This is a genomic window from Lysinibacillus sp. RS11 (assembly GCF_042019215.1).
GTDB lineage: Bacteria > Bacillota > Bacilli > Bacillales_A > Planococcaceae > Lysinibacillus > Lysinibacillus xylanilyticus_A.
The window spans coordinates 609573-636448 of sequence record NZ_CP168124.1 but is presented as its reverse complement, the minus strand read 5'-3'; the positions used below and the strand labels follow the sequence as shown (position 1 = coordinate 636448).

General features: G+C 38.6%; 30 protein-coding genes. 3 read left to right on the top strand and 27 right to left on the bottom strand.

The genetic code is table 11. The annotated features are described in order from the left end of the window. Positions 1–155: 155 nt before the first annotated feature. On the bottom strand, positions 156–575 hold the full coding sequence (locus AB9L17_RS03280) for a single-stranded DNA-binding protein (protein ID WP_223552721.1): 420 nt from the start codon (positions 573–575) through the stop codon (positions 156–158). A 304-nt stretch (positions 576–879) separates the two neighbouring features. Here AB9L17_RS03280 and AB9L17_RS03275 point away from each other — a divergent pair, with 304 nt between their 5' ends. The 3 genes from AB9L17_RS03275 to AB9L17_RS03265 all read left to right on the top strand — a co-directional run bounded on the left by AB9L17_RS03275 (position 880) and on the right by AB9L17_RS03265 (position 2919). Beyond that, entirely contained in the window at positions 880–1305 is a 426-nt protein-coding gene (locus AB9L17_RS03275; RefSeq protein ID WP_223552722.1) for a YwpF-like family protein, read from the top strand. Between the two features lie 100 nt (positions 1306–1405). Further along, a complete protein-coding gene (locus AB9L17_RS03270; protein WP_375200062.1) occupies positions 1406–2386 on the top strand; it encodes a nuclease-related domain-containing protein in 981 nt (326 codons plus the stop codon). A gap of 29 nt (positions 2387–2415) precedes the next feature. Then, positions 2416–2919 carry a hypothetical protein gene (locus AB9L17_RS03265; protein WP_375200061.1) on the top strand — a complete coding sequence of 168 codons (504 nt, stop codon included), beginning with the start codon at positions 2416–2418 and terminating at the stop codon, positions 2917–2919. Between the two features lies 1 nt (position 2920). Here AB9L17_RS03265 and AB9L17_RS03260 read toward each other — a convergent pair whose 3' ends face one another. From AB9L17_RS03260 to AB9L17_RS03135, 26 genes are all read right to left on the bottom strand, one after another. Next, positions 2921–3331, bottom strand: a complete 411-nt coding sequence (locus AB9L17_RS03260; protein WP_223552724.1) for a hypothetical protein — start codon at positions 3329–3331, stop codon at positions 2921–2923. 108 nt (positions 3332–3439) lie between these two features. Then, complete coding sequence (locus tag AB9L17_RS03255) at positions 3440–3823, bottom strand: hypothetical protein (RefSeq protein ID WP_068986213.1); 384 nt, start codon at positions 3821–3823, stop codon at positions 3440–3442. A gap of 162 nt (positions 3824–3985) precedes the next feature. Then, positions 3986–4429: a 3-hydroxyacyl-ACP dehydratase FabZ gene (fabZ, locus tag AB9L17_RS03250; protein ID WP_053484429.1), complete on the bottom strand. Its 444-nt coding sequence runs from the start codon at positions 4427–4429 to the stop codon at positions 3986–3988. Positions 4430–4553: 124 nt separating this feature from the next. Next, positions 4554–4838, bottom strand: a complete 285-nt coding sequence (locus tag AB9L17_RS03245) for a DNA-directed RNA polymerase subunit beta (protein ID WP_068986214.1) — start codon at positions 4836–4838, stop codon at positions 4554–4556. A gap of 47 nt (positions 4839–4885) precedes the next feature. After that, positions 4886–5725 carry a flagellar hook-basal body protein gene (locus tag AB9L17_RS03240; protein ID WP_068986215.1) on the bottom strand — a complete coding sequence of 280 codons (840 nt, stop codon included), beginning with the start codon at positions 5723–5725 and terminating at the stop codon, positions 4886–4888. Positions 5726–5749: 24 nt separating this feature from the next. Continuing rightward, entirely contained in the window at positions 5750–6583 is an 834-nt protein-coding gene (locus AB9L17_RS03235; RefSeq protein ID WP_375200060.1) for a flagellar hook-basal body protein, read from the bottom strand. A gap of 20 nt (positions 6584–6603) precedes the next feature. Further along, entirely contained in the window at positions 6604–7599 is a 996-nt protein-coding gene (locus AB9L17_RS03230; protein WP_068986217.1) for a rod shape-determining protein, read from the bottom strand. Positions 7600–8572: 973 nt separating this feature from the next. Continuing rightward, positions 8573–8830: a sporulation transcriptional regulator SpoIIID gene (locus AB9L17_RS03225; protein ID WP_068986219.1), complete on the bottom strand. Its 258-nt coding sequence runs from the start codon at positions 8828–8830 to the stop codon at positions 8573–8575. A gap of 184 nt (positions 8831–9014) precedes the next feature. After that, positions 9015–9689 (bottom strand): M23 family metallopeptidase, encoded by a 675-nt coding sequence (locus tag AB9L17_RS03220; protein ID WP_068986220.1) that lies wholly within the window; start codon positions 9687–9689, stop codon positions 9015–9017. Between the two features lie 37 nt (positions 9690–9726). Then, the gene (gene spoIID / locus AB9L17_RS03215; RefSeq protein WP_375200059.1) at positions 9727–10614 is read right to left on the bottom strand and encodes a stage II sporulation protein D; all 888 of its coding nucleotides are present in this window, start codon (positions 10612–10614) and stop codon (positions 9727–9729) included. 318 nt (positions 10615–10932) lie between these two features. Continuing rightward, positions 10933–12246 carry a UDP-N-acetylglucosamine 1-carboxyvinyltransferase gene (gene murA, locus AB9L17_RS03210; protein WP_068986222.1) on the bottom strand — a complete coding sequence of 438 codons (1314 nt, stop codon included), beginning with the start codon at positions 12244–12246 and terminating at the stop codon, positions 10933–10935. A gap of 379 nt (positions 12247–12625) precedes the next feature. After that, a complete protein-coding gene (locus AB9L17_RS03205) occupies positions 12626–12865 on the bottom strand; it encodes a DUF1146 family protein (RefSeq protein ID WP_068986223.1) in 240 nt (79 codons plus the stop codon). Positions 12866–12968: 103 nt separating this feature from the next. Continuing rightward, a complete protein-coding gene (locus AB9L17_RS03200) occupies positions 12969–13376 on the bottom strand; it encodes a F0F1 ATP synthase subunit epsilon (protein ID WP_068986224.1) in 408 nt (135 codons plus the stop codon). 24 nt (positions 13377–13400) lie between these two features. Continuing rightward, a complete protein-coding gene (gene atpD, locus AB9L17_RS03195; protein WP_068986225.1) occupies positions 13401–14816 on the bottom strand; it encodes a F0F1 ATP synthase subunit beta in 1416 nt (471 codons plus the stop codon). Positions 14817–14865: 49 nt separating this feature from the next. Beyond that, positions 14866–15723 (bottom strand): ATP synthase F1 subunit gamma, encoded by an 858-nt coding sequence (gene atpG, locus AB9L17_RS03190; protein ID WP_068986226.1) that lies wholly within the window; start codon positions 15721–15723, stop codon positions 14866–14868. Positions 15724–15770: 47 nt separating this feature from the next. Further along, a complete protein-coding gene (atpA, locus tag AB9L17_RS03185) occupies positions 15771–17279 on the bottom strand; it encodes a F0F1 ATP synthase subunit alpha (RefSeq protein WP_068986227.1) in 1509 nt (502 codons plus the stop codon). Between the two features lie 28 nt (positions 17280–17307). Next, the gene (locus tag AB9L17_RS03180) at positions 17308–17844 is read right to left on the bottom strand and encodes a F0F1 ATP synthase subunit delta (protein WP_068986228.1); all 537 of its coding nucleotides are present in this window, start codon (positions 17842–17844) and stop codon (positions 17308–17310) included. Then, complete coding sequence (atpF, locus tag AB9L17_RS03175) at positions 17841–18359, bottom strand: F0F1 ATP synthase subunit B (RefSeq protein ID WP_068986229.1); 519 nt, start codon at positions 18357–18359, stop codon at positions 17841–17843. The genes AB9L17_RS03180 and atpF overlap by 4 nt, the downstream gene beginning before the upstream one ends. A gap of 174 nt (positions 18360–18533) precedes the next feature. Beyond that, complete coding sequence (atpE, locus tag AB9L17_RS03170) at positions 18534–18758, bottom strand: F0F1 ATP synthase subunit C (protein WP_004269474.1); 225 nt, start codon at positions 18756–18758, stop codon at positions 18534–18536. Positions 18759–18822: 64 nt separating this feature from the next. Continuing rightward, positions 18823–19545 carry a F0F1 ATP synthase subunit A gene (gene atpB, locus AB9L17_RS03165; RefSeq protein WP_068986230.1) on the bottom strand — a complete coding sequence of 241 codons (723 nt, stop codon included), beginning with the start codon at positions 19543–19545 and terminating at the stop codon, positions 18823–18825. A 36-nt stretch (positions 19546–19581) separates the two neighbouring features. Then, positions 19582–19953, bottom strand: coding sequence for an ATP synthase subunit I (locus AB9L17_RS03160; protein WP_068986231.1), 372 nt, complete (start codon positions 19951–19953; stop codon positions 19582–19584). Positions 19954–20469: 516 nt separating this feature from the next. Beyond that, positions 20470–21588, bottom strand: coding sequence for a non-hydrolyzing UDP-N-acetylglucosamine 2-epimerase (gene wecB / locus AB9L17_RS03155; protein ID WP_223552779.1), 1119 nt, complete (start codon positions 21586–21588; stop codon positions 20470–20472). Positions 21589–21772: 184 nt separating this feature from the next. After that, positions 21773–22402, bottom strand: a complete 630-nt coding sequence (upp, locus tag AB9L17_RS03150) for a uracil phosphoribosyltransferase (RefSeq protein WP_375200058.1) — start codon at positions 22400–22402, stop codon at positions 21773–21775. A gap of 126 nt (positions 22403–22528) precedes the next feature. Further along, a complete protein-coding gene (locus AB9L17_RS03145; RefSeq protein WP_375200057.1) occupies positions 22529–24688 on the bottom strand; it encodes an EAL domain-containing protein in 2160 nt (719 codons plus the stop codon). 289 nt (positions 24689–24977) lie between these two features. Then, positions 24978–26219, bottom strand: coding sequence for a serine hydroxymethyltransferase (glyA, locus tag AB9L17_RS03140; RefSeq protein WP_068986235.1), 1242 nt, complete (start codon positions 26217–26219; stop codon positions 24978–24980). A gap of 60 nt (positions 26220–26279) precedes the next feature. Beyond that, positions 26280–26822 (bottom strand): TIGR01440 family protein, encoded by a 543-nt coding sequence (locus tag AB9L17_RS03135; protein WP_068986236.1) that lies wholly within the window; start codon positions 26820–26822, stop codon positions 26280–26282. Positions 26823–26876: the final 54 nt, after the last annotated feature.

Below are 26876 nucleotides of genomic sequence, written 5' to 3'. Positions count from 1 at the left end.
CTTCCCTACTTACTTTATATTAATATTTAGTTGTGTCGAAAATGGTCATTGCTGTGCGGTCTTCAGCAATGATCTACGTTAATGAATGGTATACATCATTCCTTTCTTGATGTAAGTAATACAGGAGAATGGCGGATCAGACAACTAATCACTTGCTATACTACTGGTAATTGTACTTCTTCAGGTAGCACAAAATCCTTTAAGCCTTCCTGCCCGTCAGGTGGCTTTGGTGGCACAATAGCCTCATCACTTTCCCTTGGCTTAAGATGATAAAATCGGACATCTTCTACGACTACTTCTGTTATAAAAACCTTTGTGCTTGCTTCATTTACAAATGATCTTGATTGAATACGGCCATTTGTACCAATCAATGAGCCTTTTCCGCAATATTTGACGATATGCTCTGCCAGCCTTCCCCAAACTGAACATAGAATAAAGTCAGCATCTACTTCCCCTCGACTGTTTTTGTAATTGCGATTAATAGCTAGCGTAAAATTGGTTTGCACGCGATTTCCTGATAAGTGTCGCAACACAGGATCTTTTGTTAACCTTCCGACCAGTCCGACTTGGTTCATCGATTCACCTCCTTTGCTTTTGATTGCCCTCATCTTACAAGAAAGATTCTAGCATTGGCAAAAGTCGATATTTATCATTTCCTTTAGTTTTTAATCATAAATTGGTTATATTGAGGTTTTTATTTTTCAAGAATTTAATCATTTTTCAATTCGAATGCTTTTGGCTGTAATAGCAAAAGCTAATTGTTGAAATATGCAATTTCGCTGTTTTTGTACAATGTGCGAACAGACTGCCAATCGTCAACAAGGGTGATTTGAATATGTTATACTAAAAAGGATGACCGACTTAGGAGGATATTACATAATGAAAACATTTAAAATGCTTTCCTTTGACCTTGTCACAAAAGATGGCATGCAACCGTTTCCTTTAGTCGATGGTATTATTATTAACCAGGAAAACAGCCATCAATCTTGGATTCTTGAACTGTTTATGGACCGACAATATCGTTCAACTTTTGATGAACTTTTAGCGAGTGCTACTGTCTTTAATGTACGTGCAGTTATTTCATCTCCAGATAATGAGCCTGCTCCTTTCCAAGTTATCGTACATAACGTTCAAGAAATTGGCGAACACATCTCTGTACTTTTAAAAGGGACGTTAAAATTAAAACGTTCAAAATATGCAGAGCAATTACTAGCCGAGCTATTAGCTGAAGGAGTTTCTTTAGATGAGCTTTTGGAACGCTTCTCACACGATATGAAAGAACGACCAAAACTAAAAAATGATTGAGCTGGATTTAACGATGCAAATTACTGCATCGTTTTTTTTATTGGACAGGGAGGGATTTTACTGTAAAATACGATTTAAAAATTATAGGAGGTAACCACACTTGACGATTGCGATTAGAGAGAAACCAATGAAATTAATATGGCTAGAGGCATTAAAGAGACGGTTGTTAGAAGAGGATCCAGACTTTAGCTATTATCATGAACAGTTTCGAAGAGTCGATGCAGGCTTTGCAGGTGAAAAGAAAGTTGACCGTGAGTGGCTTGAATTAGTATATCCCTATACTTTTTTCGTATTGCATAATTTAATGCTGATGAATTCCGCACAGCATTCACATCAACTCGATACACTTTTCATTTGCGCTAATTTTATGCTAGTCGTTGAAATAAAAAATATGAATGGACGTCTTGATTTTGACGATATTACTCATCAATGTATACGAACGAAGCCAGACGGAACCGTTGAAGGGTTTCCTAATGCCCTTACTCAGACCCAACGACATATGCAATTTCTTAAAGTTATTTCCCAAAACTATTCTCTCCCCATTGAGGGCGCAGTTATCATTGCTAATCCCTCTGCTATTATTGCAAGTCACCCAAATACAATTCCAATTTTTCATGTGTCAGGACTTCAAAAACATCTTCATTCCCTATTAAAAAAATATCCACAAGCTTTTTTAAGTGATAAACAGCTAACTCAATTTGCTCAACAACTTCTAAGTAGACAGCTGCCTTCGAAAATTCCGGCTCCTATCGATCCTTCACGTTTTCGTCAAGGCGTACTTTGCCCGAAATGTCAGTACAAACCACAAATGCATGTTGCTCGCGGTATTTGGACCTGTTCACGGTGTCACTATACTAGCAAAGCAATTTTTGCTGAAGCCTTGCAAGATTACCAATACTTAGTTAGACCAACCATTACAAATAAACAGTTACGTGAATTTTTCAATATTCCTTCTAGTGATGTTGCCAATCGCTTACTTAGAAAGTTTCAATTTCCCTTTACTGGTTCTAATAAGGATCGCGTTTACCATTTACCTGAAAATTTAATAGAATATATGCAGCCGTTTTTTCACTCTTCATGAGATGTTAGTTTGCTAGGTTAGGGTGCGCGGTGATTCAGCTTTGCGCGAAGCCGCTTCCCCTGTTTGTGGATATTTACACTTCGTTCGCGGGTATTTTCCTTCCTTCCGCGGATATTTACACTTTGTTCGCGGGTTTTTCTCTTCCTTCCGTGGATATTCACCTGCGCGCGGGGATTTTTCTTCCTTCCGCGGATATTCACACTTTGTTCGCGGGTTTTTCTCTTCCTTCCGTGGATATTCACCTGCGCGCGGGGATTTTTCTTCCTTCCGCGGATATTCACACTTTGTTCGCGGGTATTTCCCTTCCTTCCGCGGATATTCACCCTTCGTTCGCGGGTATTTCCCTTCCTTCCGCGGATATTTACACTTCATTCGCGGGTATTTCTCTTCCTTCCGCGGATATTCCTTACGCTCAGATACTTCTCTCCCTTTGGCGCGGAACTCCACTTTCACGTTTAAGTATTCACCTTCACATCCGCGGTGTTCAGCTAATGCAAAAAAGAGTGTTCCATGTTGGAAGCACTCTTTTTTAATTTATCGCGTATTCATGTTGTTATTCTCACGAACGTCTACTTTTTCTTCAACGACTTTTTCTTTAATGACATTACCATTTCTATCTACGCCGTTAGCATTTGGAACGTTGTTGTAACCATTTGTACCATTTAAGTCAGTGTTTGTTCCTGGTGTTGTTGTTCCTGGTGCTGTTGTTCTTGGTACAGTTGTTCCTGGTGTTGTAGCTTCAGGCATAACAGTACCATTCACGTCACGATTGTAAACGTCATGTTTTCTAGCTGGCTCTACAACGTCTTCGACTTTATCAACACCTCGTTGAACGTCGTTCTTTACATTCTCCGCTGGTCTCTCTTCAACTGCTTTATTTCCCCAGTTACATCCTCCAAGGAATACAGTAGCAAGAATGATGGCTAAAAATGACATTTTCCACATTAAAAAAACCTCCTTTCATGGGTGCTATGTCAGCAAATACAATAGGTGCATTTGTGATCCTACATAGATTGCCCAGGAAAAGAGGGAACTATCCGATTTTCGTAAAAACTATTTTTGTTTTTCTTTTAACAATTGTTCAATGTACGCTGCTTCAGCTTTACAGTTGTAGCTATAATTTGTACCTAGCTCTTTTTGCAAGGCCTCAATTGTTTCGATTTGCTTAGCCGTTGGTTCTTCATTTAAAATTTTTGCAATTACTTCATCGATTTTCTGCGCCATTTCTTCATGGAATTCAGTACTCATCAAAACATCTGCTGGGATTTTTTCGATCCATGCGGCATTTTCTTGAAAATAAGTTTGCCAGCTAGCAATGAAGTCTTCCATAGAAAAACGCTCTTCTTTCCAATCAATACTTGTTAAGTATGATTCAAAAGATGTTGAAATCGAACGCGTAATGCTAATTTTAACACCTGAAGACAATTCCTTATACATCTATATAATCCTCCTACGTTTTAAAAAAACCTAAAATTACATGTATTTCAAATTTCAATCGTTATATGCTATCGCATTTTAAGAACTTAATTAATCTATTAATTAACAGTAAGGTCATTATTCGACATAGTTATTTTATATCTTTTAACCTATAATTGCAAATTACGCCTGTTTTGGCTGCTCAGGTCCAATAGCAAATAGAATATCAGCTTCACATACTAGCTCTCCATCGACTGTTGCCACACCGTGACCTTTGCCCATTACTCCACGTAGTTTCACGAATTCTACTTCTAATCGAAGTTGATCTCCTGGTACTACTTGACGCTTGAAACGACAATTATCAATACCTGTCAAGAAAGCTAGACGACCTTTGAATTCATCTGCATTTAATAATGCTACTCCACCAACTTGTGCTAGCGCCTCTACAATTAAAACGCCTGGCATTACTGGGTAGCCTGGGAAATGCCCATTAAAAAAGTCCTCGTTCATAGAGACGTTTTTTAAACCGACTGCACGCTTACCTTCTTCTAATTCAACAATACGATCAACAAATAAAAATGGATATCGATGTGGTAAAATTGCTTGAATTTGCTCTGCTGTTAACATTTCTTTTCCCCCTAAATATCGATTTCGCCTTGGCGTTTTCACAGGATGAGTTCCTCTATTCAGTAGCTGCCTACTGGTAGAAGATCAATAAATATGTAAACATAAAGTATGGTAAAGAATAATATTATTCTTTACCATTCATAATATCAAATATATGCTGCCATGTTTCAGTTTTGAAAACATCCATGGCATTACCTGAACCAATAACACTATAGCCAACTATTGCACCTACAATTGCGGCTACAACGATTAAGATGAGAACAAGTACAACGCGTAGCCAAATCGGAATCAGCCGTATTTGCACCCATCGAATCCCTCGTTGCTCTCCATTTGAGCTTTGTTCCTTCTCTTCTGGTGGCGTATCGGTTTCTTGTGTCGGCACAGAACGTCGACGTGAATCGTTTGTCATAAATTGTACTCCTCTTCATTCCTTACTAAACAGTATGAACGGATTTACTATCGAATACCATTAATGAGCCCAAGCATTTGGTCTGCTAAAGTTACCGCTCTTGCATTGAATTGATAAGAACGCTGCGTTTGTATTAAATCCGTCATTTCTTTTGAAAGATTTACATTTGACATTTCTAACGCACCGTTTTGCATGCCAATTTGCTGACGATTTGCTCCTTGTAATTCAGTGACAACTTCAGCTTGTGTATATCCAAGCTGAGCGAGGTTATTCGGTAATGCAACATAAGAGCCAGAAATATGCTCCATTAGCTGTGGCTTTTGAAATTCTGTCACTGCTAAATCAGTACGAATAATATCCCCATTCGGCTCAGTTGCCTCTAAAACGCCGCCATTGCGTACAGCGATACTTTTCACATTACTTGGTAATGTAATAGCTTGTCCTGTTGAATCTGCCAATGGATATCCATCTGCATTTACAACCATTACTGTTCCATTATCTAATGGTGACAAATAAAAGTCACCTTGACGAGTATACACTGTTTTTGTGCCATTTTCACCATCTGGCATCAAAATATTGAAATATTGCTTCGGTTTTGTGAAAGCAAAATCAAGATCGCGATCTGTTGTTTGTAGGGAACCTTGCTTATGATTTGATTGGATTTGTCCAAGCATGGCACCTGCACCATAACGGATGCCAAGTGGTGATTGTCGGTCAGCACGATCTTGTTTATCATTATTAAATTGCTGATAAAGCAGTTCATTGAATGTAGCTTCTTGTGTTTTGTAGCCAAGTGTATTGCTATTGGCAATGTTATTACTAATTGTATCTAGTTTATGTTGTAATTGCCCCATTGTATTTGTTGCAGTAATCATTGTACGTAGCATGATCAAACGCCTCCTGTTCGCCTATTATACTTTACCGATTTCGTTGACAGCCTTTTCCATGCTACGATCATAAGCCTGTAACACTTTTTGGTTAGCTTCGAAAGCACGATATGCTGTCATTAAATCTGTCATGGTGCGACTAGAATCTACGTTTGAGCCTTCTAGATAATTTTGACGCAATGTAAAGGATACGCCATTCGCTCCGTAAGCTGTCGGTAAGTCTTCACCGTTTGCTGTTCGAATTAAACCATTATCCTGTTTACGTAGCGTGTTCGGATTCGCCGCATATGATACACCAACACGTGCTACTTGCTGATCATTAACATAAATTGCCCCGTTCTCATCTAGGCGGAAATCATCATTCGGTAGCTGAATGCGTTGACCTCTGTCTGATAGCACATACAACCCTTGTGGATTTACTAAATAGCCTTGACCATCTAAAGTAAAATTCCCGTTGCGTGTATATGCCTCGCCACCATCCGGATGTGCTAAACGGAAGAAAATAGATCCCGAGACGCCATCATCATTTTGTGGTAAGTTTCCATCAATCAAAGCCATATCTGTCGTGAAATCAGTGTTGTAAATTTGGCCTTGTATGTAGTTGGGCAATGTTTCTTGCATATAAATCCCTGTATTTAATGCTCCAACTTGACTCATATATTGAGAGCCAGCTTGTTGATTGGCAGGTGCATTCGTTTTTCCTACACTTGACATGAGCATATCAGGAAATGAGCGAATTGTTGATTGGTCTGCCTTAAACCCTGGTGTATTCGCATTTGATAAGTTATTAGTTAGTAGCTCTGTTCTTCTTTGTTGTGCAATCATTCCAGTTGCAACAGTATAAAATCCTTTAAACAAAGGAATCACCTCTTAAATTTTTATAAGGATGCGGGCACTCGATCAATATTTTCAAGCATAATGCCTGTTCCAATTGCTACACAATCCATAGGGTGCTCTGCAATGAACACAGGTACCTTTAACTCTTCTATTAATAGCTGGTCCATTCCATGTAGTAATGCTCCACCGCCAGTAATAATGACCCCACGATCAATTATATCAGCTGATAGTTCTGGTGGCGTTTTTTCTAAAACATTTTTTGCAGATTGGACAATCATAGCAACCGATTCATGTAATGCACGTTCAATCTCCTCAGAGTGAATTTCTATTGTACGCGGTAGACCTGTCACCATGTCACGACCACGAATATCCATTGAATCGTTTCTTGCGCCCTTAAAGACTGTACCAATTGTGATTTTTATTGCTTCTGCAGTACGTTCACCAATTAGCAATTTATATTCTTTTTTAATATATTGTAAAATATCATTATCAAAAACGTCTCCTGCAACCTTAATGGATTCGCTCGTTACAATATCACCCATTGATAGAACTGCTACATCTGTTGTTCCACCGCCAATATCGACTACCATATTACCACTAGGTTGGAATATATCCATGCCTGCACCAATTGCAGCAACTTTTGGTTCTTCTTCTAAGTATACTTTTTTTCCACCTGATTTTTCTGCAGCTTCGCGAATAGCTTTTTGCTCAACACTAGTAATGTTTGTTGGACAGCAAATTAAAATACGTGGTTTCGCTAAAAATCCTTTTACATCTAATTTATTGATGAAATGTCTTAGCATAGCTTCTGTAACATCAAAATCCGCAATAACACCATCTCGTAATGGGCGAATTGCAGTTATATTTCCTGGCGTACGCCCTACCATTTGGCGAGCCTCTTCCCCTACCGCTAATACTTTATTAGTTTTTTTATCAATCGCCACTACTGATGGTTCATTTAAGACGATTCCTTTGCCTTTAACGTGTATTAATACGTTCGCAGTTCCTAAGTCAATGCCAATATCTTTCGAAAACATTTTATAATTTCTCCTTCCCGCCAGTTCCAACTACATAACGTTCATTTTATCTGTTTATCTAGAATATTTTATCATATTTCATTGGTAATTTCACCTAATTTTAGTGAACGGAACGGTTTTGTTTCAATTATATGAACAGTCATAGAAAAGAAGAAATCGTTTTAGCAATCTTTTATATGGTTTCTTATTTGTTTTGGCTCATCACAATAACGTGAGGTTGATTTCCGTTCCGGCTGGGCGCTTTGTCGCTGACGCTTCGCTTTCGCACAGATAAAACATTTGTCGCTGACGCTTCGCTTTCGCGCAGTTAAACATTTGTTGCTGTCGCCTCGCTTTCGCACAGAAAACATCCGCTTCGCTGCAGGGTCTCGGGCCTACAGATGTTTTTTGCGCGAAAGCGTAGTGCTAACGTAGCGGCAGCAGAGGGTTTTGTTTGTGCGAAAGCGCAGCGACAGCAACAGCACCGATGTTGGTCACGAAGGCGTTATCACAGGACGTGATGCTCTTAGCCTTCGTTCCTCTACGGCTGATTCCCAAGGAGTCGCTCAGCCTCCACTCCAATCAACTTATAAACATTGCATACGTTTTAAAAATATGTAGAAAATGAAAGTGGCTGGGACAAAACTGGTCAAAACTTTAAAAAGCAAGATAAATCAATTTAGAACGTTGATTTCTCGCGTTTTTTGGTGTTGAGTTTTTAAATTTTGCGTAAAAAAATATACTTATGTCATAAGAGACGTAAATGATCAGTGCGGTCAGAGAGTGTTGCATGAAGGTAGATGTCGATATTTTTCAAAAGTTGGTTGATAAATCGATAAAGTTGGTCGATAAACAATCAAAAGTTCTCGACAAATCTCAAAACTGCAGCTCATTAAAGATTTTTGTCGCTGCTGTTGCGCTCCGCTCCACTTTCGCTGCAGAAAAATGAGATTTTGTCTCAACCTCCCTGGGCAAACAAAAAAAGAACGAATCATTATTGACTCGCTCTTTCTTTCCACTTGTTTTTTGTTGCCTCTCCTCCACGAATATGACGTACGGCCTTATGATAGGCGAGAATTTCTTTCACTTGCTCAGCTAATCCTTCATGAATTGTTGGCAATCGCTCTGTTAAATCTTTGTGCACCGTACTTTTTGAATAACCTGTCATTTTCGCGAGGACACGCACAGTTTCACGCGTCTCAATCAATAATTCACCGAGGCGTATGCAGCGCTTCCGAATGTGCTCGTGCACGTTCTTCGTCCTTTCCACACAATTTCACAAAATGGCGTTGGCATCAGATGCACGTCTGCGCATTTCTTCACCTTATGTGAGGACAAAGCTATTCAGAACACATTTTACATTTTCACGATAAAATACTGATTTTTTATGCAATTTTTAGTATTTATTTTTCTCTTTTAAATACTGTATTAAGGATCTACTTATTTTCAAAGGCTAGTAATTGTTTCGGATTAATATATTTTCCGTTATCTAGTACTTCAAAATGCAAGTGAACCCCAGCTGCTTGGTTCCACTCATTGTCAGTCGCTTTTCCAAGCGCTTGACCTTGTGTTACCTCATCGCCTTCTTTTACAGCAATGTCCTTTACAGAGCTATAATGTGTTTGCTTACCATCTGCATGCTCAATAACAATTTTATTGCCCGTAAATGCATCTAGTTTTACTTCTAGTACTTTACCACTCATAGCAGCAAGTACTTCAAATTCTTCACCATTCATAGAAAGAGAAATACCAGAAGATGTCGTAAATGTTTGATTAAATACCATTAGTGCTTTTTCACGTGACTCTGCATTAGCCTCTACTTCATAAAACTCTTGTGAAACTTGGACTTTACTTAAATCTGCTTCCTTGAATGGGTACTTCATAGTTTCTGTACGTGCATTTGTTTCAACTACAGGACCTGAATCTACTTCTGCTACTTCTGATGACGGAGCCTCTTCTACTTTCGATACGAGACTATTGTAACCAAATAGCATTCCTGCTAGCATTAGAGCGCCACCTCCGTAAACTGCTGGCCAAAACCATGGTTTCTTCTGTACTTGAACTTTTTCATTTTGATCTTGAGAAGTTTTACTATTTTTATCCTCTCTCATTTTCATCACCTCTAGTTGCAGTGTGAACAACTAGAAGTTATTTTAAACATGCATCTATCGATTTTATTTCAATATCTTGATAATAATAGTGTAAAATTTCGGCAGCAGTTTTCCCATTACTGGCCATTGCCTCTGCTCCGTATTGACTCATTCCTACCCCATGCCCGTATCCTTTCGTGCTAACCTGTACATTTCCTGTAGCGGCATTATATGAAATTTTAAAATCCGTTGATGGTATTTGTAAAAGTGTTCGAACTTCTCGACCTGACCACAAATTCTTGCCTAGCTGCATGCGCTCAACACGTCCGGAATCATTTAAAAATAACTGTAGACGGTTGAAATCACTTGCCTGCCATTTAACAGGCCACAGTGCATTCCATTCCTTTAATGTCCATTCCTTTATAGCTGAAAACTTTGGTGATGATTGATCAGATACACTTGCAACACTTTGTAAATATGGAAGATCATTCCCACCATAACCGTACGCACTCTCTGTTTTACCGTTGCTAGTAGAGTGAAACATTGCCGTAATTAATTCATTATTATATAGAAGAACTTGTCCTTTCGTTTCGTTAATGGCCTCGACAATTTTCTTTTCATTCCCCGGGAAATTGCTAGTCCAGTTCGCTTTTCTTTGCTCCTTATTGTAAAAAACTTGTCTAGCCACTGTAGGAGCGATGGCTATTTTACCGTAATTTGTCGATTTCAATGCGTATGTTCTCGCTGCAATTGCCTGCGCTTTTAAAGCTTCTTTTTTAAACGAAACGGGCATTTCTGCAGCAACTACACCAGTCACATACGTTTCTAAAGGGATTTTCTCCTGTTGTCCCTCCACTTCTATAAAGATTTCACAAGCCTTCTCTGTTGTTGTTATTGCAGGTAAATCCTCAACCGAATATCTCTCACCTAATGCCACAGGAAGCATATATAATGCTCCAATCAAACTAATTATGCCTATACTCATTATCCATTTTTTCATAAAGAATACTATGCTAGAAATCTTCAAAATATGAGGATGTTGGCGATGTACGCTTCCATACGCATAGGAAAACATGATTAAAGCTGGCTATCTAAAAATGGCTTTTCACCGTAACGTGAGGTTGATTACCGTTCCGGCTGGGCGCTTTTCTGTGGGCGTCCAGCCGGAACGGTAATCAACTTATAACATGGCATACGTTTTAATACGTTAACTACAAAAGAAAAACCCTCTGCTCGAACTCAAGCAAAGGGTTTTGACATTTATTTAGTTTGTTGGTAATTCAACAGCTGATTCCTCATTGATGATTACATCTTCAACTGGTACACGTTCAATATTTGCGCCAAGAGCAGCCAGTTTGCCGTGGAAATCAACGTAACCACGATCTAAGTGATGAAGTTTTGTAACTCTAGTTACACCTTCAGATACAAGACCTGCTAAAATTAGTGCAGCCGCCGCTCGTAAATCTGTCGCCATCACTTCAGCACCCTGAAGACCTACAGGCCCTTCGATAAACACAGAACGTCCTTCTATTTTAGCACTGGCATTCATACGACGGAACTCTTCAACATGCATAAAACGATTTTCAAAAACCGTTTCCGTAATTATACTCGTACCTTCTGCAGTTAACATCAAGGCCATCATTTGGGATTGCATGTCTGTTGGGAATCCTGGATGTGGCATTGTTTTAATATCGACAGCTTTTAATGTATTAGGAACACGTACACGGATGCCCTCATCTAGTTCAATAACTTCTACACCCATTTCACGCATCTTTGCGATTAATGCTGTCATATGCTCAGGAACAGCGTTTTCAATCGTTACATCGCCTTTTGTAATTGCTGCTGCAACCATAAATGTGCCAGCTTCAATACGGTCAGGAATAATATGATGTTCTGTTCCATACAATGTATCGACACCTTCGATACGAATCGTATTCGTACCTGCACCGATGACACGGCCACCCATATTATTAATAAAGTTTGCAAGATCTACAATTTCAGGCTCTTTCGCTGCGTTTTCAATTACAGTTGTCCCTTGTGCTAAAGCTGCAGCTGTCATAATATTTTCTGTTGCCCCAACGCTAGGGAAGTCCAAATACACATTGGCGCCTTTTAAACGTCCTTCTGCCTTCGCTTCTACATACCCATGACCAAAGGAGATTTTTGCTCCCATAGCCTCAAAGCCCTTTAAATGTAACTCAATTGGGCGAGAACCGATTGCACAGCCCCCTGGTAAAGCAACACGAGCATAGCCATTTCGAGCAAGTAAAGAACCCATCACTAAAATCGATGCACGCATTTTACTGACAAATTCAAACTGCGCTTCACTAGAAAGTTCTTTTGTTGTATCTATATATACTGTATTGTCTTCCGGTATATATGTAACCGCCGCGTTTAGACTTTTAAGTACTTCATTTATAGTAAAGACATCTGCTAAGTTAGGGACTTCTTTAATTACATTTTCTCCTTCAGAAGCAAGTAAAGCCGCCGCTAGGATTGGTAACACTGCATTTTTTGCGCCCTCTACACGTACTTTTCCCTGTAGCTTTTTGCCGCCAGTCACTATTATTTTTTCCACCTTATGTCCCTCCGAATTCAATCTATTAACCTATCATATTTTTATTTTAACAAGAAGTATAATGTCATAATCAGTAAACAAACAACTCTATAGTACAACTTTTCTTACGCTCGTTCAAGCATCCAAATCACTATTTTAAGACATTTATTGATATTTTGCTATTTATTTATTGTACGCATTATTTTTTTTTTTGTGAATGACCAATAACATGGAAGAAAAGCATTAATTTCTAATTACTTACCCAAAGATTTATGAACAAAAACAAAAATCTAATGGGTTTTTTAACACTTATATTTACATATTTCAAAGGACCACATAATAATATTATAAAGTCCTGTGAAATATGTAGTTTCCATCAAAAGATAGGCATAAGGGGCTATCAAAATAAATACGGAAGTTTTCCTGACCAGTTTGAAATTTGGAGAAAGAAATTTGAAACAGCTGATCCTATCACAATACTTAATAAAATATAAATTAACTGAACTTGAAATACTCTATTCTTCTTGAAGAGCTTTTCTAGCATAAAAGCTTGTAGCGCGTAAAAAGTAATAGCGATAAAAAATATATGCGATAAAATTCCTATTAAGGCTTCTTGTCCTATGGCCTCATACATTTCCATGTCGGTTCCTCCATATTCATTTCTCTGGCAGCACTCTAAAAGGCTGCATTTGGGATAAAGTTAAAAAACGGACAGATATTGAATCTGCCCGTTAAAATTTGAATTAGATATTACCCTCATGAACGTTGATACGATTCAACGCACGTTTTAATGCTAGGTCAGCACGTTTGAAATCAATGTTGTCTTGTTTACTTTGAATACGTCCTTCAGCACGTTTAACGGCTTCTTTAGCACGTTTAACATCGATGCTTTCAGCAATTTCAGCAGACGGAGCTAAAATTGAGATTTTTTCAGGACGCACTTCAATGAAACCACCGCTTAAAGCAACAATTTCAGTCGAACCGTTTTCTTTTTTAAGCTTCACTGCACCAATTGCAAGTGGAGCGACCATAGGAATATGGCCTGCAAGAACACCGATTTCTCCTGAAGTTGTTTTAGCAATTACCATTGATACTTCAGAATCGTATACTGGGCCGTCGGGAGTGACAATATTGACTAGAACTGTCTTCATATTTTTTCCTCCTCGTCCCTAGTATTAAACCTCTACGCCCATGCTTTTCGCTTTTTCAACTACTTCATCAATTGAACCAACTAAACGGAAAGCATCTTCTGGTAGGTGATCCCATTTGCCATCAAGGATTTCCTTGAATGAGCGAACAGTTTCTTTAACAGGTACATAAGAACCTTTTTGACCAGTAAATTGTTCCGCAACGTGGAAGTTTTGAGATAAGAAGAATTGAATACGACGAGCACGTTCTACTGTTTGTTTATCTTCATCAGATAACTCATCCATACCTAAGATAGCAATGATATCTTGTAATTCACGGTAACGTTGGATTGTACGTTGTACACCAGTAGCGATTGCGTAGTGCTCAGCGCCTACGATTTCTGGTGATAACGCACGAGAAGTCGAAGCTAATGGGTCAACCGCAGGGTAGATACCCATTTCTGATAATTTACGCTCAAGGTTAGTAGTAGCATCTAAGTGGGCGAAAGTTGTAGCTGGCGCCGGGTCAGTATAGTCATCGGCTGGTACATAAATCGCTTGAATAGAAGTTACAGAACCTTTGTTAGTAGATGTGATACGTTCTTGTAATTTACCCATTTCAGTTGCAAGAGTTGGTTGGTAACCTACCGCAGAAGGCATACGACCTAATAGGGCAGAAACCTCAGAACCTGCTTGTGTGAAACGGAAGATATTGTCGATGAATAAAAGTACGTCAGCACCTTGTTCATCACGGAAGTATTCCGCCATTGTAAGACCAGTTAAAGCTACACGCATACGTGCACCAGGTGGTTCGTTCATTTGACCGAATACCATCGCTGTTTGCTTGATAACGCCTGAATCGCTCATCTCGAAGAATAAGTCGTTCCCTTCACGAGTACGCTCACCTACACCAGCGAATACAGAGATACCTGAGTGCTCTTGTGCAATGTTATTGATTAATTCTTGGATTAATACTGTTTTACCTACACCGGCACCACCGAATAGACCGATTTTACCACCTTTGATATATGGTGCTAATAAGTCTACTACTTTGATACCTGTTTCAAGAATTTCAACTGTAGTTGAAAGTTCATCGAAAGCTGGTGCTTCGCGGTGAATTGAATCACGACGAACGTCAGCTGGGATCTCTTCACCTAAGTCGATTACTTCTCCAAGTACGTTGAATACACGACCTAAAGTAACTTCACCAACTGGTACTGAGATAGCTTTTCCTGAGTCTGTTACTTCTGCTCCACGTTGTAAGCCATCAGTAGATGACATTGCAATTGTACGAACAGAATCATCACCTAAATGAAGAGCAACTTCTAATGCAAGAGTTGTTGGTTCTTCATTAGGACGTTCAATCTTAACTGTTAGTGAGTTATAGATTGCTGGTAATTGGCCATTGCTAAATTTTACGTCAACAACTGGACCCATTACTTGAATAACATGTCCTTTATTCATTACTGTGTACCCTCCTATCGTATTCTTATACGACATTGGGAAGCTGGGCCTATTCTAAGGCTGCAGCTCCACCAACGATTTCTGTAATTTCTTGTGTAATCGCCGCTTGACGCGCACGGTTATATTGCAATGAAAGGTCTGAAATAAGATCAGATGCATTATCAGTTGCATTTTTCATAGCCGTCATACGAGAAGCATGTTCACTTGCTTTTCCATCTAATAATGCGCCGTAAACTAAGCTTTCCGCGTATTGTGGAAGTAACACTTCAAGAATTGCTTCACCAGATGGCTCAAATTCGTAAGAAGCATTACTGCTAGCAGGTGCAAGATCCGTTAATGGAAGAAGTTTTTTCTCTGTCACTTCGCTAGCAATTGCGCTGACAAAGTGATTGTAGTACATATAAAGTTCATCATACGTACCATCAGTGAACATACCAACAGCTTTACGAGCGATTTCTTTAATATCAGCAAATGATGGTTGGTCCGGAAGACCGACAACATCGCTGATGACATTATGATCACGTTTCACAAAGTAGTCACGAACAACACGACCTACCGCTAAAATAACGTATTCGTCTTTTGATTTATGACGCTCGTCAATTGTACGTTGTACTTGGCGTAGGATACTTGAGTTGTAAGCACCTGCAAGACCACGGTCAGAACCAATGACTAAGTAAGCTGTTTTCTTAACAGGACGAGCAGTTAACATTGGATGTCCACTGTCTTTTGTTCCTGAAGCGATCGCGCCTACTACATCCTGAATTTTTTCCATGTAAGGAACGTACGCTTTAGCGTTTTGCTCTGCACGACGTAACTTTGAAGAAGAAACCATCTGCATCGCTTTTGTAATTTGTTTCGTACTCTTTGTAGAAGTAATACGACCTTTTATTTCGCGTAAGTTTACCACTGGTATTTCACCACCTTTTGTTTTTTAATCAAGTGACTAGCACGAACTTATTCTGATTTAGCGAAAGTTTTTTTGAACTCTGTTAAAGCTGCTACGTAATCCGCATCAGGAGCAAGTTCTTTTGTAGTACGAACATGATCTAAAACGTTTGTGTGGTTTGTATCTAACCAGCTTAAGAATTCACTTTCAAAGCGAACGATATCTTGTACTGGAATATCATCTAAGTGACCTTTAGTTAATGCATAAAGGATCGCAACTTGCTTTTCAACTTTAAGTGGTTTGTTTAGGTCTTGTTTAAGAACTTCAACCGTACGTTTACCACGTTCAAGTTTAGCAAGTGTGATTTTATCTAAATCTGAACCGAATTGAGCAAATGATTCAAGTTCACGGAATGCAGCTAAGTCAAGACGTAGTGTACCCGCAACTTTTTTCATCGCTTTAATTTGAGCAGATCCACCTACACGTGATACAGAAAGACCGGCGTTAATCGCTGGACGTACACCTGAGTTGAATAAGTCAGATTGTAAGAAAATTTGTCCATCAGTAATTGAGATTACGTTAGTTGGGATGTATGCAGAGATATCCCCAGCTTGTGTCTCAACGAATGGAAGAGCTGTAATTGAACCATTTTGATATGTTTCATTTAACTTCGCAGCACGTTCAAGTAAGCGGCTGTGTAAGTAGAATACGTCACCAGGGTAAGCTTCACGACCTGGAGGACGGCGAAGAAGAAGTGAAAGTTCACGGTAAGCTGATGCTTGTTTAGAAAGATCATCATACACGATTAAAACGTGTTTACCTTGTAACATGAATTCTTCTGCCATAGATACACCAGCTAATGGTGCTAAGAATAATAATGGAGCTGGTTGAGAAGCAGAAGCTGTCACAACGATTGTGTAATCTAAAGCGCCATTTTTACGAAGAGTTTCTACTACACCACGTACAGTAGATTCTTTTTGACCGATTGCAACATAGATACAGATCATGTTTTGGTCATTTTGGTTAAGAATTGCATCGATTGCTACTGATGTTTTACCAGTTTGACGGTCACCGATGATTAACTCACGTTGACCACGACCGATTGGTACTAAAGCGTCAATCGCTTTGATACCAGTTTGTAGTGGTTCGTGTACTGATTTACGAGCCATTACACCGAAAGCTGGACTTTCGATTGGACGAGATTTTGTTGTGTTGATAGGACCTTGTCCATCCACTGGTTGACCAAGTGGGTTTACAACACGACCAATTAGTTCTTCACCAACTGGTACTTCCATGATACGACCTGTACGACGAACTTCATCGCCTTCTTTGATGTCAGTGTATGGACCTAGGATTACGATACCAACGTTACCTTCTTCTAGGTTTTGAGCCATACCCATAACACCATTAGAGAACTCTAAAAGCTCTCCAGCCATGACGTTGTCGAGGCCATGAGCAAGAGCGATACCGTCACCAATACGGATAACTGTACCAACTTCGCTTACTTTAAGTTCAGATTCATAATTCTCAATCTGTTGTTTAATCAGACTGCTGATTTCTTCAGCCTTGATGCCCATGTATGTCACCTCTCACATTTCTAAATTATTAACCGATTAATTCACGTTTTAGACGCTCAAGCTTGTTCGCTACTGAGCTATCATAAATATGGTTACCGATTTGAACACGAATCCCACCAAGTAAAGATGGATCGATTTCGTTTGTAATGTTTAATGATTGTTTCCCAACAAGTTTCGAAAAAGCTGCCGAAATATTAGCGCTTTCTTCAGTAGAAAGTGCACGAGTTGAGAATACTGTAGCATCTGCAGAACCTTGTGCTTGTGCAGCAAGTTCAGCATATGCTGTTGCGATTAGCTTCACTTCGTTTACACGTTTTTTTTCAACAAGTAGTTGAACTGTGTGTAAAACTTCTGGAGTTGCACCAGCAAAGATTTCAGCTATTATTTGTTTCTTACGTTCGATAGAGAACTTAGGAGCATTTAAAAGTGTTAAAAAATCAGGAGATTCATTGATAACTTTTGTTAGCTCGTTTAAGTCTGCTCCAACTTCTGCAAGAATGTTTTTTTGTTGCGCTAATTCAAAAAGCGCTTGAGCGTAACGTTTTGCTACAGTTGAATTACTCATCGAGCTTCCCCTGCCTTCGCAATCGTCTCTTCAATTAGAGCACGGTTGTCTGCCTCAGAAATCTCTTTGCTAAGGACTTTAGATGCTGCAAGTACAGATAATGAAACGACTTCATCACGTACTGCTGCAATAGCTTTTTCTTTTTCAGACTCAATTTCACGTAAAGCCGATTCTTTTAAGCGGTTTGCTTCATTGCGTGCTGCAGTAAGAATTTCTTCTTTTTGCACTTCGCCTTGCTTCTTAGCGCTTTCAACAATCGATTGTGCTTCCGTACGAGCTTCTTTAAGAAGGCTCTTTTGTTCTTCTAAAAATTGGTGCGAATCTTTGCGCGCTTTTTCAGCTGCTTCGATTTCACTTGCTACTAATTCTTCACGTTGTTGCATGATGCCCATAAGTGGACCCCAAGCGAACTTTTTAAGTAACACCATTAACAATAAGAAGATAACTAATGTTGAAACGATGTCCCCGCCATTAAAACCAGTGCCGGCACCTAGTACAAGATAATCTAAAAACACGATTGTTTCACTCCCTTCAAGAGCTATGACTTCAACATAATAATTTAAATACTTGAAAACTACCTATTTTAAAAAGCTATATTTACACATAGCTTTTATCAGTTCCAAAATGAAGGGCGAAGTTTCATCTAAGAATCCTGCTTCGCCACTAGTCAAATTCAGTGTACAACTGAATTATTTGTTCATTACGATGAATGCTACTACTACTGCGATGATCGGTAGGGCTTCAACTAATGCAACCCCGATGAACATTGTAGTTTGAAGAACGCCACGAGCTTCTGGTTGACGAGCGATACCTTCTACTGTTTTTGATACGATAAGACCGTTACCGATACCTGCACCAAGTGCACCTAAACCGATTGCGATTGCTGCTGCTAATAAACCTAATGAACCTGTCATTTGAAAATTTCCTCCTTGGAATTGTTTGTTTTTTTTGGTTCAAGCATAAAGTGTATGCTTTATATTAATGGTCATCGCTCACTTTATGAGCCATGTAAACCATTGTTAACATTGTGAAGATAAAGGCTTGGATAAAGCCGATAAAGATAGAGAAACCTTGCCATGCCATCGTAGGAATAATTGCCCCGATGAATCCCATAGCACCTGTTGACGCTAAACCTGCAAGTAAGCCTAGTAAAATCTCACCCGCATAAATGTTACCGTAAAGACGAAGACCTAATGTTAAAGTGTTTGCAAACTCTTCTACGATTTTTAATGGGAACATGAATGACATTGGTTTAAAGAATGTGCCAACATAATGACCTGTACCCTTCATTTTAATACCATAGTAATGAGTTAGAACTAAAATCATTGCTGCAAGCGTCATCGTAACAGTTGGGTCAGCTGTAGGTGATTTCCACCAAAGTGTGTGGTCATAGGCAATCGAGAATGGAAGACCTAATAAGTTAGATACAGCGATAAACATAATAAGTGTGATACCTAGAATGTGGAATCGCCCACCTGTTTTCCAGTCCATGTTGCTTTTGATGATGTTCTTTACGAAATCCATAATCCATTCCATAAAGTTTTGCATACCAGTAGGTTTTAACTTTAAGTTTCTAGTTGAGATAACCGCGATTAAGAAAACGATTACAGCTGCAACTAGTAACATCATAACAGTTGAGAGGTTGAATGTTAGTGAAAACAGACCAAAATCAACTGTTTTTAATGGAGCTTCATGAGTCATTGTTATTTTTCACCTCTCTTTCTAATTTAAAGCACATTAGCGGTTCCTTACTTGTGACACAATTCTCTCGACAAAGAGAAAAACGTACGGAATCATTAGCCCTATGACCGTGCTAATTAAGTGAAAATAGTTTGGCAACGAAATTGCTAGAGCGACTGCCGCTACACCTGATCCAAAGCGAAGTGCTGTACCAAGCGAGCCTATTTTCTTCCCTTCACTAATGGATCGATCAAACTTCTCCATACGGCGAACTAAAATCCAAAAATTATACGTACCAAATAATGCACCGATTGCGATGCCCGCAAAAACCGTCTGATAGGGCGTAAACCCCCAACCTAATGCACAGAGTGCGAGCAAAAAAAATAACGCTCTCTTCTGCACAGCAAAAATGTGATGCAAATCTAGCATTGGTTTGTAATCTCCTGAATCATTTTTTCGAGTAAAGAAAACGTTTGCTGACCACTACGTGAAATCAGAAAAGAGCAGTGAAAAACACTACTCACAGCGGAATAGTAACGGGAGAGTCATTTTGAAATTACAGGTGTAAATTCTAAAAAATGTCTTACACCCCGAAACGCACAAAACGTTGCAAATCGACAGTATTGTTTTAACTGTCAATTTAGTAGAAACTTGATATAACAAGTGTTTCAACGTCTATAAACGACTAGAAACCCTTATCATTATTACCCTTTGTAAGCATACAATAGGAGATATTTGAAGTCAATTAGTAAAGGAGAAAAACTTCACAGCCACTATATTCTTGTCAAATTGTTGACAAATTTGTGTATGAAATTTCATAGTTTCAAAATCAAACTTCACAGTTATGCAAAAAAAAGCTAATTTACGACGCGTTTATGCTCGTAAATTAGCTTACCCATCAAAATAGGTACATTAGACTCATTTTTCAGTTCCAAATATAGTACATTACTTGACTTTTTGTAAAAATCCTAGAAGAGCCTCTACAATACGCTCAGAAGCATGTCCATCCCCATAAGGATTTGATGCTTTCGCCATTGCTTCGTAGGCATTTGTATCTTCTATTAATTGTTTTGCTAAAGAATAGATTGTTTCTTCTTCCGTTCCGGCTAACTTTAATGTCCCTGCTGCGATACCTTCCGGACGCTCTGTTGTGTCTCTCAGTACTAGAACTGGTTTACCTAATGAAGGAGCTTCTTCTTGGACGCCACCAGAGTCAGTTAAAATCATATATGAATTTGCCGCAAAGTTATGGAAATCAAAGACTTCAAGAGGTTCGATTAAATGTACACGCTTGTGATCTCCTAAAATTTCATTAGCAATTTCTCGTACAGCTGGGTTCATATGCACTGGATAAACAACTTGTACATCCTCATGCTCTGCTAATATTCTAGTAATTGCACGGAACATATGACGCATTGGTTCACCTAGGTTTTCACGGCGATGCGCTGTCAATAAAATCATACGATCTGAGCCTATTTTTTCTAGGACAGGATGTGAGTAATGTTCACTTACTGTAGTAGCTAATGCGTCGATAGCTGTATTACCCGTCACAAAAATAGTTTCAGGGTTTTTATTTTCATCTAAAAGATTTTTCTTTGACACTTCTGTCGGCGCGAAATGAAGGTCAGCCATGACACCTGTTAACTGACGGTTCATTTCCTCTGGGTATGGTGAATATTTATTCCATGTACGAAGACCCGCTTCTACATGTCCGATAGCAATTTGGTTATAAAATGCTGCTAAACTTGCAATGAAAGTTGTTGCTGTATCGCCATGTACTAAAACAATATCTGGCTTTGCTTCTTTCATGACTTTGTCTAAGCCTTGTAACGCATTCGTTGTCACGTCAATTAATGTTTGACGATCTTTCATAATATTTAAATCGTAGTCTGGTGTGATTTTAAATGTTTCTAATACTTGATCGAGCATTTGGCGATGTTGGGCTGTTACCGTAACAATCGATTCTATTTGCTCAGGATGCTTTTGTAATTCCAATACAAGCGGAGCCATTTTAATAGCTTCTGGTCTCGTACCGAAAATCGTCATTACTTTCCATTTTTTCATCAAAACGATTTGCACCGTCCTTTATTATATTATATGAAAAGTGCTTTACTTCTATTGAACTGCTCCAGATGAGGCAAGCATTAGACTTCAAGAGAAGTATCGCCTAAACATACTAGGAAACGTCCTTCAATATTGAAGGACGCTTTCAAAAGTTATAAGTTGCCTAAAAATTACATACACAGTATTATTTCGTACCGAATAGACGATCTCCTGCATCACCTAAACCAGGTACAATATAGCCGTGGTCATCTAATTTTTCATCAAGTGCAGCAATATAAATATCTACATCTGGATGTTCATCTTGAATAACTTTTACACCCTCTGGCGCAGCGATTAAGCACATGAATTTAATGCTTTTCGCACCACGTTTTTTCAGTGAGTTGATCGCTTCCACCGCTGATCCACCCGTTGCAAGCATTGGGTCTACAATGATGAAATCACGTTCTTCTACATCTGCAGGAAGTTTTGCATAGTACTCTACAGGTTTTAATGTTTCTGGATCACGATAAAGACCGATATGACCAACTTTTGCAGCTGGAATTAGCTTTAATACGCCATCTACCATGCCGATACCTGCACGTAAAATCGGTACAATCGCAAGTTTTTTACCAGACAGTACTTTTGTTTTAGCAATTGTAACAGGTGTTTCAACTTCAATTTCCTCTACTGGCATATCACGTGTAATTTCGAATGCCATTAATGTTGCGACTTCGTCTACTAGCTCACGGAATTCTTTTGTGCCTGTATTCTTATCTCGAATATAAGTTAACTTGTGTTGGATTAGTGGATGATCAAATACGTATACTTTGCTCAAAGGGACTCGCTCCTAACCGTTCGGTTTTCATTTTTATCTAACCTAGTATAACAGAAAATAGGAGTCGTCTCAAAAATAAATTTGGGACAACTCCTTTTCAAGAATGTTTACTACATATAAGAGCAATTATTTATCAAGTACTGCATCTAACTGTTCTATTGTCATCGGTTTGTAATAGAAATATCCCTGTCCGACTGTACAGCCCAGTGTACGTAAAATCTCAACCTGTTCTTTATTTTCAATGCCTTCTGCAACTGAAGTCATTCCTAGATTTAACGCTAATTGAATAATAGATTGGACAATAGCGAGCGTCGCAGCATCACTAATAGCATTAATAAAGCTTCGATCTATTTTCAATTCCGAAAATGGTAGTTTTTGTAAATAACTTAAGGATGAAAAGCCCGTTCCAAAGTCGTCCACCGAAGTTTTAAAGCCGTAGCTCTTTAATTCCTGAATAATCGCAAAAGCTGTTTGAAAATCAACGAGACCAATACTTTCAGTTACTTCTAATATAATATATTGCGGATCGATATTATATTTCTGAACTAGCTGTACTGTATCCTGTACAAAATGTTCATAATAAAAATGATCCGGTGAAATATTCACTGCGACCTTTACTAGTTTTTTTCCTAAACTTTTGCGTTCAGCTAACCATGTAAGAACAAGCTCTAATATTTGAATATCGATTTCTCGAACCTTCCCTGCACTTTCCGCCACCGGAATGAAAATCGTCGGAGATACAAAGCCCAGTTTCGGTGATATCCAGCGAGCAAGCGCTTCTAGACTTTGAATGTCACCTGTCCGCAAATCTACTTTAGGCTGTAAGTTCACAGTGATTTCTTTATTTTTTAATGCTTCTGACAAATGATTCAACACCATCATTTGCTCCTCAAGCACATCATTTCTTTCTTGCGTGAATATTTCCATATGAGTGCCCGGTTTATTCCCTGCAAAGGATACCGCATTATCTGCAAAGCGTATCGCATCAGCAATTTGTATCTCATCATTATAAGAAGCAATTCCAGTCTTCAATGTAATATAAATTTGCTTTTCTCCTACTATAAAAGGCAGACGAATGATCTCTTTTATACGCCTCTCATAAGTTAAGAAATCCTCATTGGATGTCGCATTTGAAATGATTAAACTAGTGCTAGTAAATCTAGCAATATATTCGTGATGTTCATGCTTATGTTCTTCTAGACGTTTCGCAATTTGTCTTAAAAGCTCGTCTCCTGCTTCACGGCCATATAACTCGACAATTTGATGAAACTCACTCGGCTTTACTATTTTGATATTGCCATTTTGACCGTATTCTTTCTCTTTTTCTATCTTATTTAAAAAACTATGTCGATTAGGTAACCCCGTTGTAATATCGATATAAGCTAAATCCCATATCTTTTTCTGCGTTTTTGCATACGAGTATGCCAATGCAACAAGTGTCCCAATTTTTCGAAACATTTCTTCAAAAAACGCTTGGTCACTATGATGTTGCTTTAAAAATATCGCAAACAATCCAATTGCTTGCTGTTGTTGATTGTGTATGGGCATAAACCATCCAAATTGCTTTTTAGAAGAACAGGCAAACATTTTATGTTCTTTCGGAATATCAATTTCATCCAAGCTTTTAACTAGAATGGATGTCTTCCCTTTCATGACTTCCTTATAAAATCCATTGTTTTCACAACGCTCCAAAATACCTTTTGTATTATGATCCCCTTTAAAAATTTGCAATTGATTTGTTTCCGTTTTGACAAGAATCATACTTGATATATACGGCATAAAAAATTCATCTAAGCCTCTGCAAATAATGCTCATTTTTTTATCAAAGGAATTGTCCTTTTCAATCGCTTCATACATTGCTTTCTCAAGGCGCATTAAAAATTCCTTGGTGTGATAATATGTCACATCCTTCACAAGTACTAATACATATAATGTTTCATTGTTATTGTTTTGAAACGGAAGTGCTTGTATTTCTGCTAAAAAAGAGGGTTTATCGAAGCAACTATGGTGCAATTTAGCCTGTACCATAACTCCGCTATGTATTTTTTGTTTAATCATTTCAATAGTTGTCATCTGTTCTTCGTTTGACAGCAATGAAAAATAATCGGTATTTATTAGTTGCGAACGTGTAGTATTTGTAAGCACACAAAAAGAGTCATTACATTCCAATACGCAATGATTATTTGTTGCATCAAAAATTACATACCTTTCCTTAGAATTATTACCTAATCTACGAATTGTATTTAATAGCACTTCATCTTCCATGATCTTCGTACTAGTTACCATCCAACCCCTCCTCCCACTATCACTTCAAACCTCTCTTACATTGTACATAAAAGATTCAATAAATTGTCACTTTCACGAAAATTTCTTCTTTATCAGGACACTAACTGTCCTCAATCCACTATAATATATCCTTTTCTACTAAGTTGATGTAAATTAATTTAAAAATAAGAGTAATTTATTTTTATGTTAGCAGAAAAGATGCTTTTTACAGTTTTAACTCCCTTTCCAAAATAAAAAGGCTGTGGTTAAGGTGATATATTACACTTTAACCACAGCCTTTTATATTAAATTATGCGTATAATGGATGTTTGTCCGTTAATGCTTTGACACGAGCTTTCGCTTCAGCTTTGACTGCTTCATCTTCTGGATTTTTAAGAACTGTTGCAATAATTGCACCAACTTCTTTCATGTCCTCTTCTTTGAAACCACGAGATGTGACAGCTGGTGTACCAATGCGGATACCAGAAGTTACGAATGGAGATTCTGTATCGTAAGGAATTGTATTTTTATTTGTTGTAATACCTACTTCATCAAGTGCGTGTTCTGCCACTTTACCTGTTAAACCAAGAGATTTCACATTAAGAAGTAACAAGTGGTTATCCGTACCACCAGATACAATTTCAACACCTTCTGCAATTAATACGTCTGCTAAAGCTTTTGCATTCGCTTTAATTTGTTTTGCATATTCTTTGAATTCTGGTTGTAATGTTTCACCGAATGCTACAGCTTTGGCAGCGATCACGTGCATTAATGGTCCACCTTGGATACCTGGGAATACAGATTTATTAAGCTTTTGCTCCCATTCTTTCGAAGCAAGGATTAAACCACCACGTGGACCACGTAATGTTTTGTGTGTTGTAGAAGTGACAAAATCAGCGTATGGCACCGGTGATTGATGTTCTCCAGCAGCTACAAGACCTGCAATGTGCGCCATATCCACCATGAAATATGCACCTACTTCATCAGCGATTTCACGGAATTTAGCAAAATCGATTTCACGTGGGTATGCAGATGCACCTGCAACAATTAGTTTTGGTTTATGCTCTAATGCTTTTTGGCGTACATCTTCATAATCGATTACTTGTGTATCTTTCGTTACGCCATATTCAACGAAATTATAAAGAACACCTGAGAAGTTTACTGGAGATCCATGTGTTAAGTGACCGCCATGAGAAAGATTCATACCAAGAACTGTATCACCTGGTTCTAAAATTGTGTGATATACAGCCATGTTCGCTTGTGCACCAGAGTGTGGTTGAACGTTCGCGTATTCCGCTCCAAAGATTTCTTTTACACGATCACGTGCAATATCTTCCACAACATCTACGTGTTCACAACCGCCATAGTAGCGTTTACCTGGATAACCTTCAGCATATTTATTTGTCAAAACAGAACCTTGTGCTTCCATTACTGCTTCAGATACAAAGTTTTCTGATGCGATTAACTCGATATTTGCTTGTTGACGTTTTTTCTCCGCAAGAATTCCATCTAATACTGCTTTGTCTTGTACTGCTAATTTTTCGTATGCCATGTTTGAAAAAGCCTCCTAAGTATAATCATTATTTGTATACCACTGATTTCAGAGGTAATTTTATTTATATACTGCACGTTCTCCGCCAATCAGCTTTGGACGTGTTGTTGCAATCGTTACAACTGCTTCTCCTACCATTCGCACAGAAGTACGAACTGGAACAGCTACTGCTTTTAAATGCATACCTATAAGTGTTTGACCAATGTCAATACCTGCATTTGCTTGCACAGATTCCACAACAACTGGATTTGTAAATTGCGTAAACGCATAAGCAGACATCGAGCCACCTGCAGTACGAACTGGTACAACTGTTACTGGTTCGTAGCCAAATTGTTCTGCCGTTGTTGCTTCCATTGTAATAGCACGATTAATATGCTCACAGCCTTGGAACGCTAGATGCAGCTGATGTTTCTTTGCAAATGCCTGCAATGGCTCAAAAATCGCCTCTCCGATTTCAAGCGCGCCTGCTGTGCCAATTTTCTGACCAATCACTTCAGATGTCGAGCAGCCTACAACAAAAATAGTATTTGGTCGTAGGGTTACCTGCTCTTCAAATTCACTGAGTAACTGAGTCAAATGTGTTCGTATTTGTTGTACAACCACGATGCTCAGCCCCTTAATTTATTAATATTTATACCCTACATTTAAAAAGTCCAC